At 58.4% G+C, this 14,530-nt stretch carries 14 protein-coding genes; 8 read left to right on the forward strand and 6 right to left on the reverse strand.

The window, feature by feature from the left end:
- Positions 1-918 (forward strand): McrB family protein (locus tag ACRAUW_RS06875; protein ID WP_431361679.1); only part of this gene is annotated, 918 nt, incomplete at its 5' end.
- On the forward strand, positions 915-2,246 hold the full coding sequence (locus ACRAUW_RS06880) for an McrC family protein (protein WP_431361680.1): 1,332 nt from the start codon (positions 915-917) through the stop codon (positions 2,244-2,246). The genes ACRAUW_RS06875 and ACRAUW_RS06880, both read left to right, overlap by 4 nt.
- On the opposite strand, the gene ACRAUW_RS06885 is transcribed toward ACRAUW_RS06880, so the two are convergent.
- A complete protein-coding gene (locus ACRAUW_RS06885; RefSeq protein WP_431361681.1) occupies positions 2,243-3,151 on the reverse strand; it encodes a helix-turn-helix transcriptional regulator in 909 nt (302 codons plus the stop codon). The two genes, ACRAUW_RS06880 and ACRAUW_RS06885, sit on opposite strands and share 4 nt — an antisense overlap.
- 522 nt (positions 3,152-3,673) lie before the next feature.
- Here ACRAUW_RS06885 and ACRAUW_RS06890 point away from each other — a divergent pair.
- From ACRAUW_RS06890 to ompA, 3 genes are all read left to right on the forward strand, one after another.
- Entirely contained in the window at positions 3,674-4,264 is a 591-nt protein-coding gene (locus ACRAUW_RS06890; RefSeq protein ID WP_431361682.1) for a hypothetical protein, read from the forward strand.
- Positions 4,251-5,153, forward strand: coding sequence for a tetratricopeptide repeat protein (locus ACRAUW_RS06895; RefSeq protein ID WP_431361683.1), 903 nt, complete (start codon positions 4,251-4,253; stop codon positions 5,151-5,153). Before ACRAUW_RS06890 ends, ACRAUW_RS06895 begins: the two co-directional genes overlap by 14 nt.
- A gap of 171 nt (positions 5,154-5,324) precedes the next feature.
- The gene (gene ompA, locus ACRAUW_RS06900; RefSeq protein ID WP_431361684.1) at positions 5,325-6,419 is read left to right on the forward strand and encodes a porin OmpA; all 1,095 of its coding nucleotides are present in this window, start codon (positions 5,325-5,327) and stop codon (positions 6,417-6,419) included.
- Between the two features lie 80 nt (positions 6,420-6,499).
- On the opposite strand, the gene ACRAUW_RS06905 is transcribed toward ompA, so the two are convergent.
- Complete coding sequence (locus tag ACRAUW_RS06905; RefSeq protein ID WP_431361685.1) at positions 6,500-7,609, reverse strand: YeeE/YedE thiosulfate transporter family protein; 1,110 nt, start codon at positions 7,607-7,609, stop codon at positions 6,500-6,502.
- Positions 7,610-7,752: 143 nt separating this feature from the next.
- On the opposite strand from ACRAUW_RS06905, the gene ACRAUW_RS06910 reads away from it, so the two are divergent.
- Positions 7,753-7,875: a hypothetical protein gene (locus tag ACRAUW_RS06910; protein WP_431361686.1), complete on the forward strand. Its 123-nt coding sequence runs from the start codon at positions 7,753-7,755 to the stop codon at positions 7,873-7,875.
- A gap of 25 nt (positions 7,876-7,900) precedes the next feature.
- Here ACRAUW_RS06910 and rarD read toward each other — a convergent pair whose 3' ends face one another.
- The 4 genes from rarD to ACRAUW_RS06930 form a co-directional block, all read right to left on the reverse strand.
- The gene (gene rarD, locus ACRAUW_RS06915; RefSeq protein WP_431361687.1) at positions 7,901-8,797 is read right to left on the reverse strand and encodes an EamA family transporter RarD; all 897 of its coding nucleotides are present in this window, start codon (positions 8,795-8,797) and stop codon (positions 7,901-7,903) included.
- Between the two features lie 112 nt (positions 8,798-8,909).
- Positions 8,910-9,080 (reverse strand): hypothetical protein, encoded by a 171-nt coding sequence (locus ACRAUW_RS06920; RefSeq protein ID WP_431361688.1) that lies wholly within the window; start codon positions 9,078-9,080, stop codon positions 8,910-8,912.
- Between the two features lie 127 nt (positions 9,081-9,207).
- The gene (locus ACRAUW_RS06925; protein ID WP_431361689.1) at positions 9,208-10,704 is read right to left on the reverse strand and encodes an aldehyde dehydrogenase; all 1,497 of its coding nucleotides are present in this window, start codon (positions 10,702-10,704) and stop codon (positions 9,208-9,210) included.
- Positions 10,705-10,828: 124 nt separating this feature from the next.
- Positions 10,829-11,371: a cupin domain-containing protein gene (locus ACRAUW_RS06930; protein WP_431361690.1), complete on the reverse strand. Its 543-nt coding sequence runs from the start codon at positions 11,369-11,371 to the stop codon at positions 10,829-10,831.
- 186 nt (positions 11,372-11,557) lie between these two features.
- On the opposite strand from ACRAUW_RS06930, the gene ACRAUW_RS06935 reads away from it, so the two are divergent.
- Together ACRAUW_RS06935 and ACRAUW_RS06940 are read left to right on the forward strand one after the other, a co-directional pair.
- Positions 11,558-12,889 (forward strand): aspartate aminotransferase family protein, encoded by a 1,332-nt coding sequence (locus ACRAUW_RS06935; protein ID WP_431361691.1) that lies wholly within the window; start codon positions 11,558-11,560, stop codon positions 12,887-12,889.
- Between the two features lie 91 nt (positions 12,890-12,980).
- The gene (locus ACRAUW_RS06940) at positions 12,981-14,477 is read left to right on the forward strand and encodes a CoA-acylating methylmalonate-semialdehyde dehydrogenase (RefSeq protein ID WP_431361692.1); all 1,497 of its coding nucleotides are present in this window, start codon (positions 12,981-12,983) and stop codon (positions 14,475-14,477) included.
- The last annotated feature ends 53 nt before the right edge of the window (positions 14,478-14,530 follow it).

Here is a 14,530-nt window from a genome sequence, read left to right on the forward strand (position 1 = left end):
ACCGAACCCTCAATTAGTTCCATTCAAGCTGCATCGATTTGGGAAACAACGCCGTTTGTCACCTTCCACCAAAGCTTCAGCTACGAAGATTTTATCGAGGGGATCAAGGCAGAAAGCCAGGACGGTGTATTGCATTATCGGGTGGTCGATGGTCTGTTCAAACAGATTTGCCAGCGGGCAGAAGCGGATCCCGAGAATCCCTATGTACTGATTATCGACGAGATCAATCGGGGCAATATTTCCCGCATCTTTGGTGAGTTGATCACTCTGCTGGAGCCGTCCAAGCGCCTGGGTGCCGAAGAGGAGCTTAAAGTGGTGCTTCCTTACTCGAAGCAGCCTTTTGGCGTGCCCAGAAATCTCTATCTGATCGGTACCATGAATACGGCAGATCGCTCGCTGGCTGGCCTGGATCTGGCGTTGCGTCGCCGCTTCTTCTTTAAAGAGATGCCGCCCCGTCCCGACTTGCTCGACAGCCTGTATGTGGAGGGGATCCAGATCGGTGAATTGCTGCGGACCATCAACCGTCGCATTACTGCCCTGCTGGGCCGCGACTACTGCTTGGGGCACGCCCTCTTTATGCCGCTGCAAAAGGATCCCAACCTGCCACACCTGGGGCGGATTTTCCAAAAACAGGTGCTGCCCTTGCTGCAGGAGTACTTCTTCGAGGATTGGCAGAAGATTGCCCTGGTGCTGAATGACCATCGCAAGTCCAGGGGTGACCGTTTTGTGACTCAGGATGAGGAGCTCGATCTGCAGAAGCTATTCGGTGAAGAGGCTGAGCTGGGCAACTTGCCCACCGGCTGGAAGATTAAACCGGAAGGGGATGGAGTCTGGACTCAAGCAAGTGCCTATATGGGCATCATTGACCACAACGGGCGTACGGTCGAACAACGGGTCGAGGCGGAGACTGTGCAGTGAAAGGTCACGTCATCGTCCGTGAATACGCTCGCCTGACCTTCGAGCCCCTTGATAGCCCTTCGCTGGATCGCGCCCATATTAGCCGCTCGGCGTTTATGTGGCTGTGCGAGCTGGCGGGACAATTTAGCAAGCAGGGGGCGCCCATGCTGCATCTGGATGGGCGCCAGTGGCTTCGTCTTGACAGCTATGTGGGGGTGTTGGAGTCGCCCTGTGGCCAGATCATCGAGATCCTGCCCAAGACCCATGATGCGGCGCCGGATGAAAATATGGCGAGCGAGGTAAGCCGTAGCCGACGCATGCTCAAGAAGATGCTGGCCAGCGCGATAGATCTGCCACTACGTGAAACCGAAGAAGCGGGTCTCGAACTCGGAGAGGGGTCCCTGAGCGAGTGGGTGATGGGGCGATTTCTCTGCGAGCTGGAGCATCTGGTCAGGCATGGGCTGCGCTTTGACTATGTGCAAGTCGAAGAGGAGGCGCCATTTCTGCGCGGACAGCTGGATATGGCGAGGCAAATGCGGCAACCCGCCGGGCGGCAACATAAATTCCGGATCCGCCACGACCTGTTTCAACCCGAGAGTGCAGAGCACAGATTGATCCGCCGTGCGCTCGATCTGGTCTGCAAAGCAACCCGAGTAGCGCATAGCTGGCGGTTGTCCCACGAGCTACAAGGCATGCTTCATGAGTTGCAGCCATCCCGTGAAATAGAGCGAGATCTGCGAGCCTGGCGCACCGACCGCTTGATGGCTCGTTATCAAGCCATCAAGCCCTGGTGCGAATTGATTCTGCAGCGACAGATGCCGATGGCGCTCCACGGGCAGTGGCGAGGGCTCAGCCTGCTCTATCCCATGGAGCGATTATTTGAGGCTTATGTTGCTCGCCAACTGAGGCGTCAGCTCCCCTCAGGTCTTGGCCTGAAAACTCAATCGAGCGCTGAATATCTTTGCCACTATGGCCAGCTGGGTCATGCTGAGGGAGCCATGTTCCAGCTAAAGCCGGATCTGCTGCTGGAAGGGCACGCCAGCCTGCGGGTCATGGATACCAAGTGGAAGCGGCTCGAGCAGGATAATCGTCGAGACAAGTTCGGCCTTGGCCAGCAAGATTTTTATCAAATGCTGGCCTATGGGCAGACCTATCAGAAGGGAGTGGGGGATATGCTCCTTATCTACCCCAAATGGCGTGGGCTGGATCGGGTCATTGGGCCATTCTTGTTGGCCAATGCGGCCAGGCAGCCTTTGCGTCTTTGGGCCGTACCGTTTGACCTGGAGTCCGGGCAGATGCACCTTCCCGATGAGATAAGTTGGTCGTCACGGCAGCCCATGGCCAGCTAGCGAACAGCATAATTGGCCAGTCCTTTACGCAGGCTGGCCATGATGATATCGCGCAAATCAGGAGGGGATAACACCTCGCTGATATCGGCAATAGACATCAGCCACCAACGCAGCTCTTCCGTATCATTGACAGTGGCATGAAGGATGAAATGGTATGAATCGTCTGGTTCGATGCGCTGGTTTTCACTTAACCAGCTCTCTTGCAGATGATATCCCTCGATGTAATTCACTCGTAATACAAGTTCAATGCTGCGGTGTCTGGCGAAGGCCAGATTCCCCTTGGCAAGATAGTCCGTCAGATTGAACTCCGGCGGCATGGTTGTAGGTGTCTCCATGAGGTCTACGTGAGTTGCCCGATGGAGCGCAAAGTTTCGATACTCTCCATTATCTACCAGCGTTGCGACCAGATAGAGAGTGGATCCTTTGGTTACCAAAGCGAGAGGATTAATCAGATAATGCTTGGCTGCTCTTGGTGGCCGGGGAGTGTATTCGATATCGATAATCCGTTTTTCCAGTAGAGCCTGTTCGACACCTTCCAGCACCAGTGTACTCACCTTTGGTGGACACAATTGAAATCCTGCCGGATGAGATGCAATGCAGCTGGGCCACATCGCCAGCTTCTCGTGGGAATTGGCGAGCCGCTGCTCCGCCTGGGCAAAGAAATCGGCCAGATTACCTTGTAACTGGCGTGGCAACAGCCCCTGCAGGTGTTGCTTGGCCATGCATAGTGCCAAGGCTGTGCTGGGTGTCATATCCAGCCAGCCTTTACTGCCTTGTTTGCGTGACCAGCGATACGGGCGAACCGTCTCGTCGCTGAGGATGCTATGACGGCAGCTCAGGCTCTCCAGATCGCGCTGCACTTTGCGCAGGGTGACATCAAAGCCATCGCGCTCCAGTTTGAGCATGAGCTCCGTCGTAGAAATTGATAGGGGTTCGTAAGGCAGATAGTTAAGGATGGCGAAATGGCGTTGGGTCTGGATATCGGACATGGCAATGGAGTCAGAGCCTATTGAAGAGGGGGCATACTAGCCCCCAGTTTTAGTCTGACTCAAGTGACACGTTGATATTTTCTGAACCAGAGCCAAGTTTGTTGTCAGAACAAGCTGTTGTTAGGTCTGATGTCATTTAACTCTTACGATTCCACCACGATGATCGACCTGAATACGCACCAATTTTCGGCAATTGCGACACTGGCCAACACCGGTACCATTACGTGCTACGGAGGTGGAAACTGTGGTTGTCGTACCACAATGTGGACAGAGGATGGTGAAGTAATGACTCATGGAACACTCCTGTTAACTTGGTTGCTGTGAGTGGGCAACGTTATAACCGGGCGTTGCGTCACTCAGCGTTGTTGTGGCACGCGTCACCGGATGACGTCAGGGTGTTATTCAATAACTGCCAGCCGAATAACCCGGAATGTTCCCATGCTGATGTTGATTACCGAGTCGCCGCCAATTGGTGTTGAGCCTGAAGGCATCCTTTATCGCACCCCGGATGAGTTGGCACATACAGATGCCAATACCCCTGTTGCAGTAGTGATTGACCTGGCCTCTCCCTCTCTCTCCTTTTTGGAATGGGTGGCGAACCGCACCAGGATTACTATCTGGTTATCCCCCCTGTTTCTGATCCCGGAACACCAGTCACAGCTCCATGCTCCTGGAATTGATGGGGTGACCTTTATCAATTGGTTGTATGGCTGGATGGCACCGGATGACTATTTGCAACCGGATCAATGTCATGAGGTTCAGACATTATTGCAGTCTCATCGTTATGGTTGGTTGTTGGCGCACAATGACTTGCCGCGCCATGCCGCGTCTCTGCAAGGAGTTGATTATTCGCTGAACATCACTTCAGAGGAGGAGTGCATGGGGATGACGTTAGAGGATTTTGAGAGCCAGTATCAGCAACTCAAAGCATTGCTGGCACCCAAGGTGTTACACAATGCTCTGTTTAACTGCTTACCGCAGGAAAGTTGCTTATTGCTGTCGAGGCATCCACGTCATGTCTTGTTCTGATAAAGCTAAAAAGCGGCGATTGGCGCGACTATGCAATCTCGGGATTGAATTCTATTACGGGGTCGGATCGTCAAGTGAACGTAAACAGATCGATAAAAACCACGCTCGCCAATTGTGGCTACAGGGGGCGAGCGAAGGCTGTGCCGATGCCATGAATATGTTGGCGGGCACCAGCGAACACCCGATGGAGGGCCGCCACTGGTATGAGGTCGCCGCGCGACAGGGAAGCGCAATCGCTATGTGTGCCCTGGGCGATATCCACTCTCTGGCGGGAGAGTGGGAGCAGGCAAACGCCTGTTTTCTGCAGGCAGCACAATCCGGGTCAGATAGTGCGATGTATTCTCTGGCTTTCAACATCCAGCATGGGCGGGGGTACCGTCAGGATGAGAGGTTGGCGATGTATTGGTATCGCCGGGCGGCAACCAGAGGGCATACATGGGCTATCTACTGCCTTGCCAGATTGCTTGAGTCCGGATCGCCAGCAGAGCAGAAGGCATCTCGTGAATGGCTCAAGAAGGGAGTCAGTTTACAGCACAAAGCGAGTGTCATGCGTTTTGCCTTACTGGAATCCAGGAAAGGTAAGCGGGGAATTCAATGGTTAGAGATGGCATGTGTGATGCGGCATGTAACTGCACTCTCCTGGCTGGTTCGAGAAGTTGAGCAGGGAAGGCTTGCCCTAAGGGGGGATGTGACTTGTTGCCAGCTACGAACCTTGATTGCAGAGCTGTCATCCTTGCCTGATGACCTGTTGCCGGAAGAGCGATGTTTCCTGCCCTCAGATCATTGGGCCGAGACAACCCCCATGTTTGATGAAGAGTTGCCAGTCTGGTCGTTGGTGCACAATAAACCGCTGTCCATACACCTCTCTCAAGCTTGGCTAATGCTCTGACTTCATGACTCGGAGTCATCATATTGCAGGCAAGCTCACACTCCTGATGACTTGGTCATTTGAGGCTGTCAGCGGATGGGATAACCTGACTGCGGCGAGGCCGCCTGACGGCTTCACACAGGGAGAGTGCGCACTCAGGCGCCCATAACGACTTATTGCAGAGGCGAAAATATGAATAAATCCATGCTTGCCGTATTGGTCGGTGGTTTGCTGGCGGCCGGAGCCGTGCAGGCCGCCGCTCAGGACAATACCTGGTATGTCGGTGGCAAGGCCGGTTGGTCGAACTATTACGGCGTTGATAAAAACCAGGATATCGCCGACGTCTTCAGCTTGGTAGGTGACAATAGTGAGAACACCGACGATCTGGGGTTGGGGGTATTTGCTGGCTATCAACTCAACCAGAATCTTGGTTTTGAGCTGGGCTATGACTGGTTGGGCAAATATGAGCTGAAAGGGGGCAGTGGTGCAACGGCTCTCACTGGTGAGGCGAAGAGTCAGCTTGTGCAGGCCACCATGAAGATAAGCTTCCCGGCCACCAGCGTGCTCGATCTTTATGGCCGACTCGGTGGAGCCTATGCCTGGACAGATAGCAAGATCAGTGGTGGTGGTGTGAGCGATACCGGCAAAAAGCATGGCGCCGCCTTCGTTGGTGCGCTGGGTGCTGAATATGCCATCGATCGTGACTGGGCTGCCCGTCTGGAGTACCAGTACACCACGCCGCTGGGAGATGCGTCTCTCGATCGCTCCGGCATCGAGCTGGATAACGGTCTGATCTCATTCGGTATGCTCTATCGCTTCGGCCAGCAAGGGGGCGAGGTCGTAGCACCGGCGCCCGCTCCTGCCGCCGCACCGGCCCCTGCGGTCGTAGTGGAACCCAAGACCTTCAGCCTGAGTTCCGATGTGCTGTTCGAGTTCAACAAGGCGACCCTGAAACCGGCTGCCAATCAGGCGCTCGATGCCCTGTTCAGCCAGATTGTGGCGGCCAATCCGAAAGATGGCGTCGCAACTGTCATCGGTTATACCGACCGCATCGGTTCCGACAACTACAACCTGGCCCTCTCCGAGAAGCGTGCCCAGAGCGTGGCCAGTTATCTGGTATCCAAAGGCTTGTATGCTGACAAGGTGCGGGTCGAGGGGCGTGGCAAGGCCAATCCGGTCACTGGCAACAGTTGTGCCAGCCGCTCCAAGCAGGAGCTGATCGCCTGTCTGGCACCGGATCGCCGGGTGGAAATCCATCTGGAAGGGGTTTCCCAGCCTGTCCAATAAGCAGAGCGACGGGAGCAATAAAGGTAAAAACGGGAGGCTTGGCCTCCCGTTTTCTATGGCGTGCACTGCAATGCTGGACGTCAGAGCCCAAACAGCGGGCGCAGGCGAATACCAATCAGGCTGCCGGCGAGGGCCATCAGCATCCAGACCCAGCCGTGCAGGCTGCCGGAGGCGGTGCCATCGAAGAAGCCACCGAGGTTGCAGGCGGCGTACATGGCGCCCATCCCCATCAGCAGGCCACCAATGATGGAGGCCAGACTGTTGCCGAGTCGCATCGGGGCGAAGTTACCGCCACCGCTCAGGCAGCGCGCCAGCATGGCCCCCAGAATGCCGAGCCAGAACATGCCGACCATGGGGTTGATGAAGAGCGGCTGGGCCAGCTTGGGGTGGCCCTCGAACAGGCCGAACAGAGAGGCGCCGCGCAGCGCCATGTCATAGACGGCGCCGGTGATGGTCCAGGCCGAGCCGTGCAGGGCGACGACAGTGGAGTTGAGTATGGCGATGATGATGCCGCCGGTCAGCACGGTGAAGCGGCCATCGCGCCAGAACAGGTTGCCGCCGCTGAAGAGGGGCTTGAGCTCGCCGGTCCGCTTGAGTTCGCTGTTGCGAAACAGCAGGAACAGCGCGGCGACCAGCGCCAGGTTGAGCAGCATGCCGCTCCAGATATTGCCGGTCAAATCCTTGGCCAGCACCACATGGCTGGAGAAGGTGGCCTCCAGTTCGGGGCGGAACTGGTTGCTGATGAGGGTGCCGATGCCGTAGCAGAGCAGCACCAGCCAGAAGCGGGGTTGTCCCTCGCCGCAGCAGTAAAGGGTGCCGGTGGCGCAGACGCCTGCCAGCTGCATGCCGATGCCGAACAGGAAGGCACCGACGATGAAGGGAATGCCGATGGCCATCACGTTGCCCACCATGGCATCGCCAAACAGGGCGTGACTAAAGGAGAGGAAGGTGGTGAACAGCAGAATTTCGATGGCGATGGTGAGCAGGTGAACCCGCACGTAGTAGCTGTTGCGCTTGGTCAGCATCTCGCGCCAACCGAAGACGATGCCGAAGCGACTGAAGGAGAGAGTGAAGCCGAAGCCGAATCCGATCAGGGCCATCAGAGCCCATTTCATACCAAAGGTGTTGCCGAGCCAGAGTAACGCTCCCCCCGCGAGTGCCACGATGGGGAGCGACCATTTTCGAGTCATGTCAGTTGATCCTTGCAGTTGGTTTTTTAGAGGGGCGGATCCTATTCCCTCATGGAGTCTAATGCTACCCATTTTGCCAGCGCAGAGGAAAATGGCGGCGCTGACGCCCATCAGCGCCCCAGATCAGTGACGGGGGGATCGAGATGAAAGTGGCGAGTCTGCCTGGCCAGGATGCGGGCGTGCTGGACGACCATGGTCGCCTCTTCGGCATGGGTGGTCGCTGTCAGGAAGAGTTGGGTGGCACAAAAAAGAACCCCGGCTGGTGAGCCGGGGTCGGGGGGCGGGGAGGGGTCAGGTCCGGCTTAGCACGGCTCTGCCGCTGCGCAGACCATCCAGACTAAACAGCACCAGGGCGCTCCAGATGAAGGCGAAGGTGATCATCTTGTCCAGCGCCAATGCCTCGCCGTACAGAGTGACCGCCAGGATGAACATCAGGCTGGGGCCTATGTACTGGAAGAAGCCCAGGGTGGAGAGCTTGAGCCGGGTCGCGGCTGCGGTGAAACAGAGCAGGGGGGCCGTGGTGACGACGCCGGCGGCGATCAGCAGCAGATTCAGGTGCCAGCTATTTTCGGTCATATGGCTGGTGGGGCTGTCGGCGATGCCCCACAGGTAGAAAGCGGCCGCAGGCAGCATGATGAGCGTTTCCAGCAGCAGGCCGGTGGGAGCATCGAGGGCCAGTTTTTTGCGCACCAGTCCATAGATAGCGAAACTCGACGCCAGCACCAGCGCGATCCAGGGTAAGGAGCCAAAGGCGAGAAGCTGGATCGCCACCCCGATAAAGGCGAGGGCGACCGCCCACCACTGCAGACGGCGCAGCTTCTCGCTCAGAAACACCATCCCCAGCAGCACGTTGAACAGCGGATTGATGTAGTAGCCGAGGCTAGCATCCAGCATGTGGCCGTTGTTGATGGCCCAGATAAAGAGCAGCCAATTGCCCCCTACCATGAAGGAGGTGAAGGCGAGGGTGAGCAGCACTTTCGGCCGACGCAGCACCGCCTGCACCTTGTGCCACTGGCGGCCAAGCAGTACCAGCACTATCAGCAGGGCGAAGGACCAGATCACCCTGTGGGTGAGGATCTCGATGGCCGGCACGGCAGCAATGGCTTTGAAATAGATTGGGGCTATGCCCCAAAGGGTATAGGCGCACAAGGCGTAGATGACGCCCTGGCGCTGAATTTGTTGCTGCATGCGGGTAGCCTTCACTGACAGAGTGATGTTGGAAAAACATCGCAAAAAATCAGTGTAGCGATCCTTTTGCGGGGAAAGAAGCAAATAAAGAAGTGTCAGGAGCGGAGGGGGATCAGCGTTTGCCGCGGCGGATCTTGTCCACATCCATCAGCAGCCATAGCATCAGGGCGATAGCGGAGATCCAGGGGCCCCAGGTGACATAGGCCTCACCATGCCCCAATGCAAAGAAGAGCAGAGGCAGGCCGATCACCAGAAACAGGACACTTCCCAGAAAAAATAGCATTTTTGTCTTTATATTTAACATGTTGGCTTTTTTATCATTATAAGGATTGAGCCCGGTGATGGAAGGCCAAAAATGCAAAAGGGGGATTTCTCCCCCTTTTTTGATCCGATAGTGCTGCTTTGTCGTGTTATTCCAGCTGAATCCAGGTGCTTTTCAGCTCGGTGTACTTCTCCAGCGCATGAAGTGACTTGTCGCGACCGTTGCCGGACTGTTTGAAGCCGCCAAACGGCATGGTCATGTCGCCACCATCCCAGTTGTTGACGAACACGGTACCGGCGCGCAGGGCGCGCGAGCCCTTCACCGCCTTGTTGAGATCCGCCGTCCAGATTGCCGCGGCCAGCCCATAGTCGGTGTCGTTGCCCAGCGCAATGGCCTCTTCCAGGGTATCGAAGCCGGTCACCGCCAGCACAGGGCCGAAGATCTCCTCGCGGAAGATGCGCATCTGCGGGGTGACTTCATCGAAAATAGTGGGTTCGATATAGAAGCCGCCGCTCACTGTGTTGGTGCGGTTGCCCCCCAGCCGCAGCTTGGCCCCCTCCTGCTTGCCAATTTCGACATAGCGCAGCACCTGCTCCATCTGGATGTGATCCACCATGGCGCCGATGCGGGTGGCCGGGTCGAGCGGGTTGGCCGAGATCCACTCGCGGGCGTGGGCCAGCAGTCGTTCCATAAACTGCGGCTTGATGCTGTTTTGCACCAGCAGCCGGGAGGCGGCGGTGCATACCTCGCCCTGGTTGTAGAAGATGGCACCTGCGGCGCTTCTGGCGGCAGCGTCCAGATCGGGCACGTCAGCCAGAATGATGTTGGGGCTCTTGCCGCCGCACTCCATAAAGGCGCGTTTGAGGTTGGACTTGCCAGAGCACTCCACCAGATGTTTGCCGATCTTGGTGGAGCCGGTGAAGGTGATGCAGTCCACATCCATGTGCATGGCCAGCGCCTCGCCCACTGTGTGGCCAAAGCCCGGCAGCACGTTGAACACGCCGTCGGGAATGCCTGCCTCCTTGGCCAGACCCGCGATGCGCAGGGCGGTCAGGGGGGATTTTTCGGAAGGCTTGAGAATGACCGAGTTGCCGGTAGCGAGCGCCGGGCCCAGCTTCCAGCAGGCCATCACCAGCGGGAAGTTCCACGGCACTATGGCGGCAACCACCCCGAGCGCTTCGCGGGTCACCAGCGCCAGGGCGGACTCCTCCACCGGGGCGACCTGATCGTAAACCTTGTCGATCGCTTCGGCGTTCCAGGCGATGCAGTTGGCGGCGGCGGGGGCGTCATAGCCCATGGCATCGCCGATGGGTTTACCCATGTCCAGCGACTCCAGCAATGCCAACTCCACCTTGTTGAGGCGCATCAGCTCGGCGAAGCGCTGCATGATCTGTTTGCGCTGTTTCGGTGGCAGGCCGCTCCAGCGTTTGTCGTTGAACGCTGCACGGGCGGCCTGTACCGCCAGTTCGGCATCGGCGGCGTCGCAGGCGGCGACCTTGGTCAGCAGCTTTCCGTTGGCCGGGTTGATGCAGTCGAAGGTGGCGCCATTGACGGCATCCCGGTAGCTGCCATCGATAAAGGCTTGCGAGGGCAGGGTCAGGTGGGAGGCCTTGTGTTGCCACTGGGCCAGGGTCAGGTCACTCATGTTCACTCCTTGAACCGGCAAAAGTCAGTTTCCGCGTATCAATATGCTAAACATCCTGCCGCTTGTAAATCCATCTTGTAACAATTCATTAAACATTGCCCCCTGGCCGAGGCGCGTCTGAATGTCAGAAACTGGCGGGGGTGTTGGCCGAGATCAGCACGCATTCCTGTTCGCCCACGTTGCGAAAACGGTGGGGGGTGCGGCTGTCGAAGTAGTAGCCATCGCCCGGCGTCAGCAGGTAGATCTGCTCGCCAACGGTCACTTCAACCTCGCCCTTGATGACGATGCCGCACTCTTCACCCTCGTGGCTCAGCATGTCGTCACCGGTGTCGGCTCCGGTTGGCAGGATCTCCTGCAACATGCCGATGGCGCGGTTGGCACGGCTGTGCCCGACCAATCGGTAGCTGATCGGGTGAGTGCCGAGATCCGGCATATCGGCGGCGCGGAAGATCACTTCGGTGCCCATTTCAGTCTCTTCGGTGAAGAAGCTGGCCAGCGACATGGGGATGCCTTCCAGCACCTTGCGCAGGGAGGCGACAGAGGGGCTCACCTGATTTTTCTCGATCTGGGAGATAAATCCGTTGGTCACACCGGAGCGCTTGGCCAGCTCGCGCTGGGAGAGGGCTGCCTTGGTGCGAACCGCCTTGAGGCGGTGACCGATATCCATCTATAGACACTCCTTGACTGTTTACTATTATTAAAATTGTGTTAAATATCTTATACCACCCTGCTGATGCGTCTAGCTAGGGGTGGCACCAGACAGGGCGATAATGGGCCCTTTTTTATGGATTTAGGTGTTTAATTTAATAGGCATTGGCCAACAGTTGCTAAACACCTTAAGGATGAGGTGACCATGAAACCGATCAGCGACATCAATACGCCCTCCGACATGTCCGCCTTCTGGATGCCGTTCACCGCCAACCAGCAGTTCAAGGCGGCGCCGCGCATACTGAAGTCGGCAGAGGGGATGTATTATCACTCAGAGGATGGCCGCAAGATACTGGATGGCACAGCCGGACTCTGGTGTTGCAACGCGGGCCATGGTCGGCGCGAGATTGCCGAGGCGGTCTCCCAGCAGATTTCCCACCTCGATTTTGCCCCCACATTCCAGATGGGCCACCCATTGCCGTTCGAGCTGGCCAACAAGCTGGTGGAGATCTCTCCCAAGGGGTTCGGCCATGTCTTCTATACCAACTCCGGCTCAGAGTCGGTCGATACCGCTCTCAAAATCGCGCTGGCCTGGCAGCGGGCGCGCGGTCAGGGCACCCGCACCCGGCTGATTGGCCGCGAGCGTGGCTATCACGGGGTCGGCTTTGGCGGCATCTCGGTGGGGGGCATTCCCGGCAACCGCAAGTGGTTTGGTTCCCTGCTGACTGGGGTGGATCATCTGCCCCATACCCTCAATATCGCCAAGAACGCCTTCACCAAAGGGCTGCCCGAGGAGGATGTGGCGCTGGCCGATGAGCTGGAGAAGATCGTCTTCCTGCACGATGCCAGCAATATCGCGGCGGTGATCGTCGAGCCCATCGCCGGCAGTACCGGCGTGCTGATGCCCCCCAAAGGCTACCTCAAGCGGCTACGGGAGATCTGCACCAAGCACGGCATCCTGTTGATTTTTGACGAGGTGATCACCGGTTTCGGTCGCCTCGGCTCTCCCTTCGCCGCCCAGGAGTTCGATGTCATCCCCGACATGATCACTTGCGCCAAGGGGCTGACCAACGGTGCCATCCCCATGGGCGCGGTGCTGGTGCAGAAGCACATTTATGACGACATGATGGCGGCAGGCAAGGGGGCTATCGAGCTGTTCCACGGCTACACCTATTCCGGTCATCCGGTGGCTGCGGCTGCGGGGCTCGCGACCCTCGAGATCTATCGTAACGAGAATCTGCTCAGCCGCGCCGCCGATCTGGCGGGCTACTGGGAGGAGGCGGCTCATTCGCTGAAGGGCTGCAAGCATGTGAAGGATGTGCGCAACTACGGGCTGGTGGCGGGCATCGAGCTGGAATCCATGCCGGATGCGCCGGGCAAGCGCGCCTATGAGGTGTTTGTGCGCTGCTTCGAGAAGGGGGCGCTGATCCGGGTGACCGGCGACATCATCGCCCTGTCGCCACCCCTCATCATCGAGCGCAGCCAGATCGACGATCTCTTCACCCTGCTGCAGGATGCCCTGCAGGCCCAACCCTAACCCATTTGGTGGCCCCGCTCTGGCGGGGCCCTGCGTTGCCTCGTGTTGACGAGCGCTGCGCCACCACGATATCAGTCATCACGGAGGATACATGACATACAGGGTCAGCAACTTCATCAACGGCCAACCGCAGGAGAGTCGCAGCGAGCGCCATGGGGCCATCTTCAATCCCGCCTGCGGCAAGCAGCAGGGGAGTGTCGGGCTTTCCAGCGCCGCCGAGTGTCAGGAGGCGATCGCCATCGCCGAGCGCGCCTTTGCCGACTGGTCGCAAACCCCGCCGCTGGTGCGGGCCCGGGTCTTTTTCCGCTTCAAGGAGTTGATGGAGCAGCACAGGGACGAGCTGGCCCAGCTCATCAGCCGCGAGCATGGCAAGGTCTTCTCCGATGCGCAGGGTGAGTTGACCCGCGGGCTGGAGGTGGTGGAGTTTGCCTGCGGCATTCCCCATCTGCTCAAGGGGGAGCACTCCCTCAACGTCGGTCGCGGGGTAGACAGCTACTCCATGATGCAGCCGGTGGGGGTTTGCGCCGGTATCACCCCGTTCAACTTCCCGGCCATGGTGCCGCTCTGGATGTTCCCGGTTGCCATCGCCTGCGGCAACACCTTCATTCTCAAACCCTCCGAGAAGGATCCCTCTCTCTCGCTGCGGATGGCCGAGCTGCTCAAGGAGGCCGGTCTGCCGGACGGGGTGCTCAACGTGGTGAACGGTGACAAGGAGGTGGTGGATGTGCTGCTGACCGACCCGCGAGTGGGTGCCGTGTCGTTTGTCGGCTCTACTCCCATCGCCCAGTACATCTATGCCACCGCGTCGGCCCACGGCAAACGGGTGCAGGCGTTGGGCGGCGCCAAGAACCACATGGTGGTGATGCCGGATGCGGACCTCGATCAGGCGGTCTCCGCCCTGATGGGGGCCGCTTATGGGGCCGCGGGTGAGCGCTGCATGGCGATCTCGGTGGCCGTGGTAGTGGGGGACGAGACCGCCGATGCGCTGGTGGCCAAACTGACGCCGCTGGTGGAAAAACTGCGGGTGGGCCCGGGGCTGGGCCAGAGCCCGGAGAACGAAATGGGGCCGCTCATCAGCAAGGAGCATCTGGCCAAGGTGCGCGGCTACGTGGATCAGGGGGTGGCCGAAGGGGCCACGCTGCGGGTCGATGGTCGCACGCTGAGCCACGACGAGGGTTACTTCATCGGTGGCTGCCTGTTTGACGAGGTGACCCCCGAGATGCGCATCTACCGCGAGGAGATCTTCGGCCCTGTGCTCTCCATCGTGCGGGTGCCGGACTACGAGACGGCACTGCGCCTTATCAACGAGCACGAGTACGGCAACGGTACCGCCATCTTTACCTGTGACGGCGACACCGCGCGGGACTTCACGGCGCGGGTGCAGGTCGGTATGGTAGGGGTGAACGTTCCCATTCCGGTGCCGATGGCGTTTCACAGCTTTGGCGGCTGGAAGCGCTCCATCTTCGGGCCGCTCAACATGCACGGGCCGGATGGGGTTCGCTTTTATACCCGGATGAAGACGGTGACGGCGCGCTGGCCCCAGAGCCTGCGCAGTGGTGCCGAGTTCTCCATGCCGACCATGAAGTGATGAGCCCAAGGCTCACCACCATGATTTGATTCTCTTGCCCCCGCAGATCGCTG

It is taken from the genome of Aeromonas sp. (genome assembly GCF_050633025.1).
Taxonomy (GTDB): Bacteria; Pseudomonadota; Gammaproteobacteria; order Enterobacterales; family Aeromonadaceae; genus Aeromonas.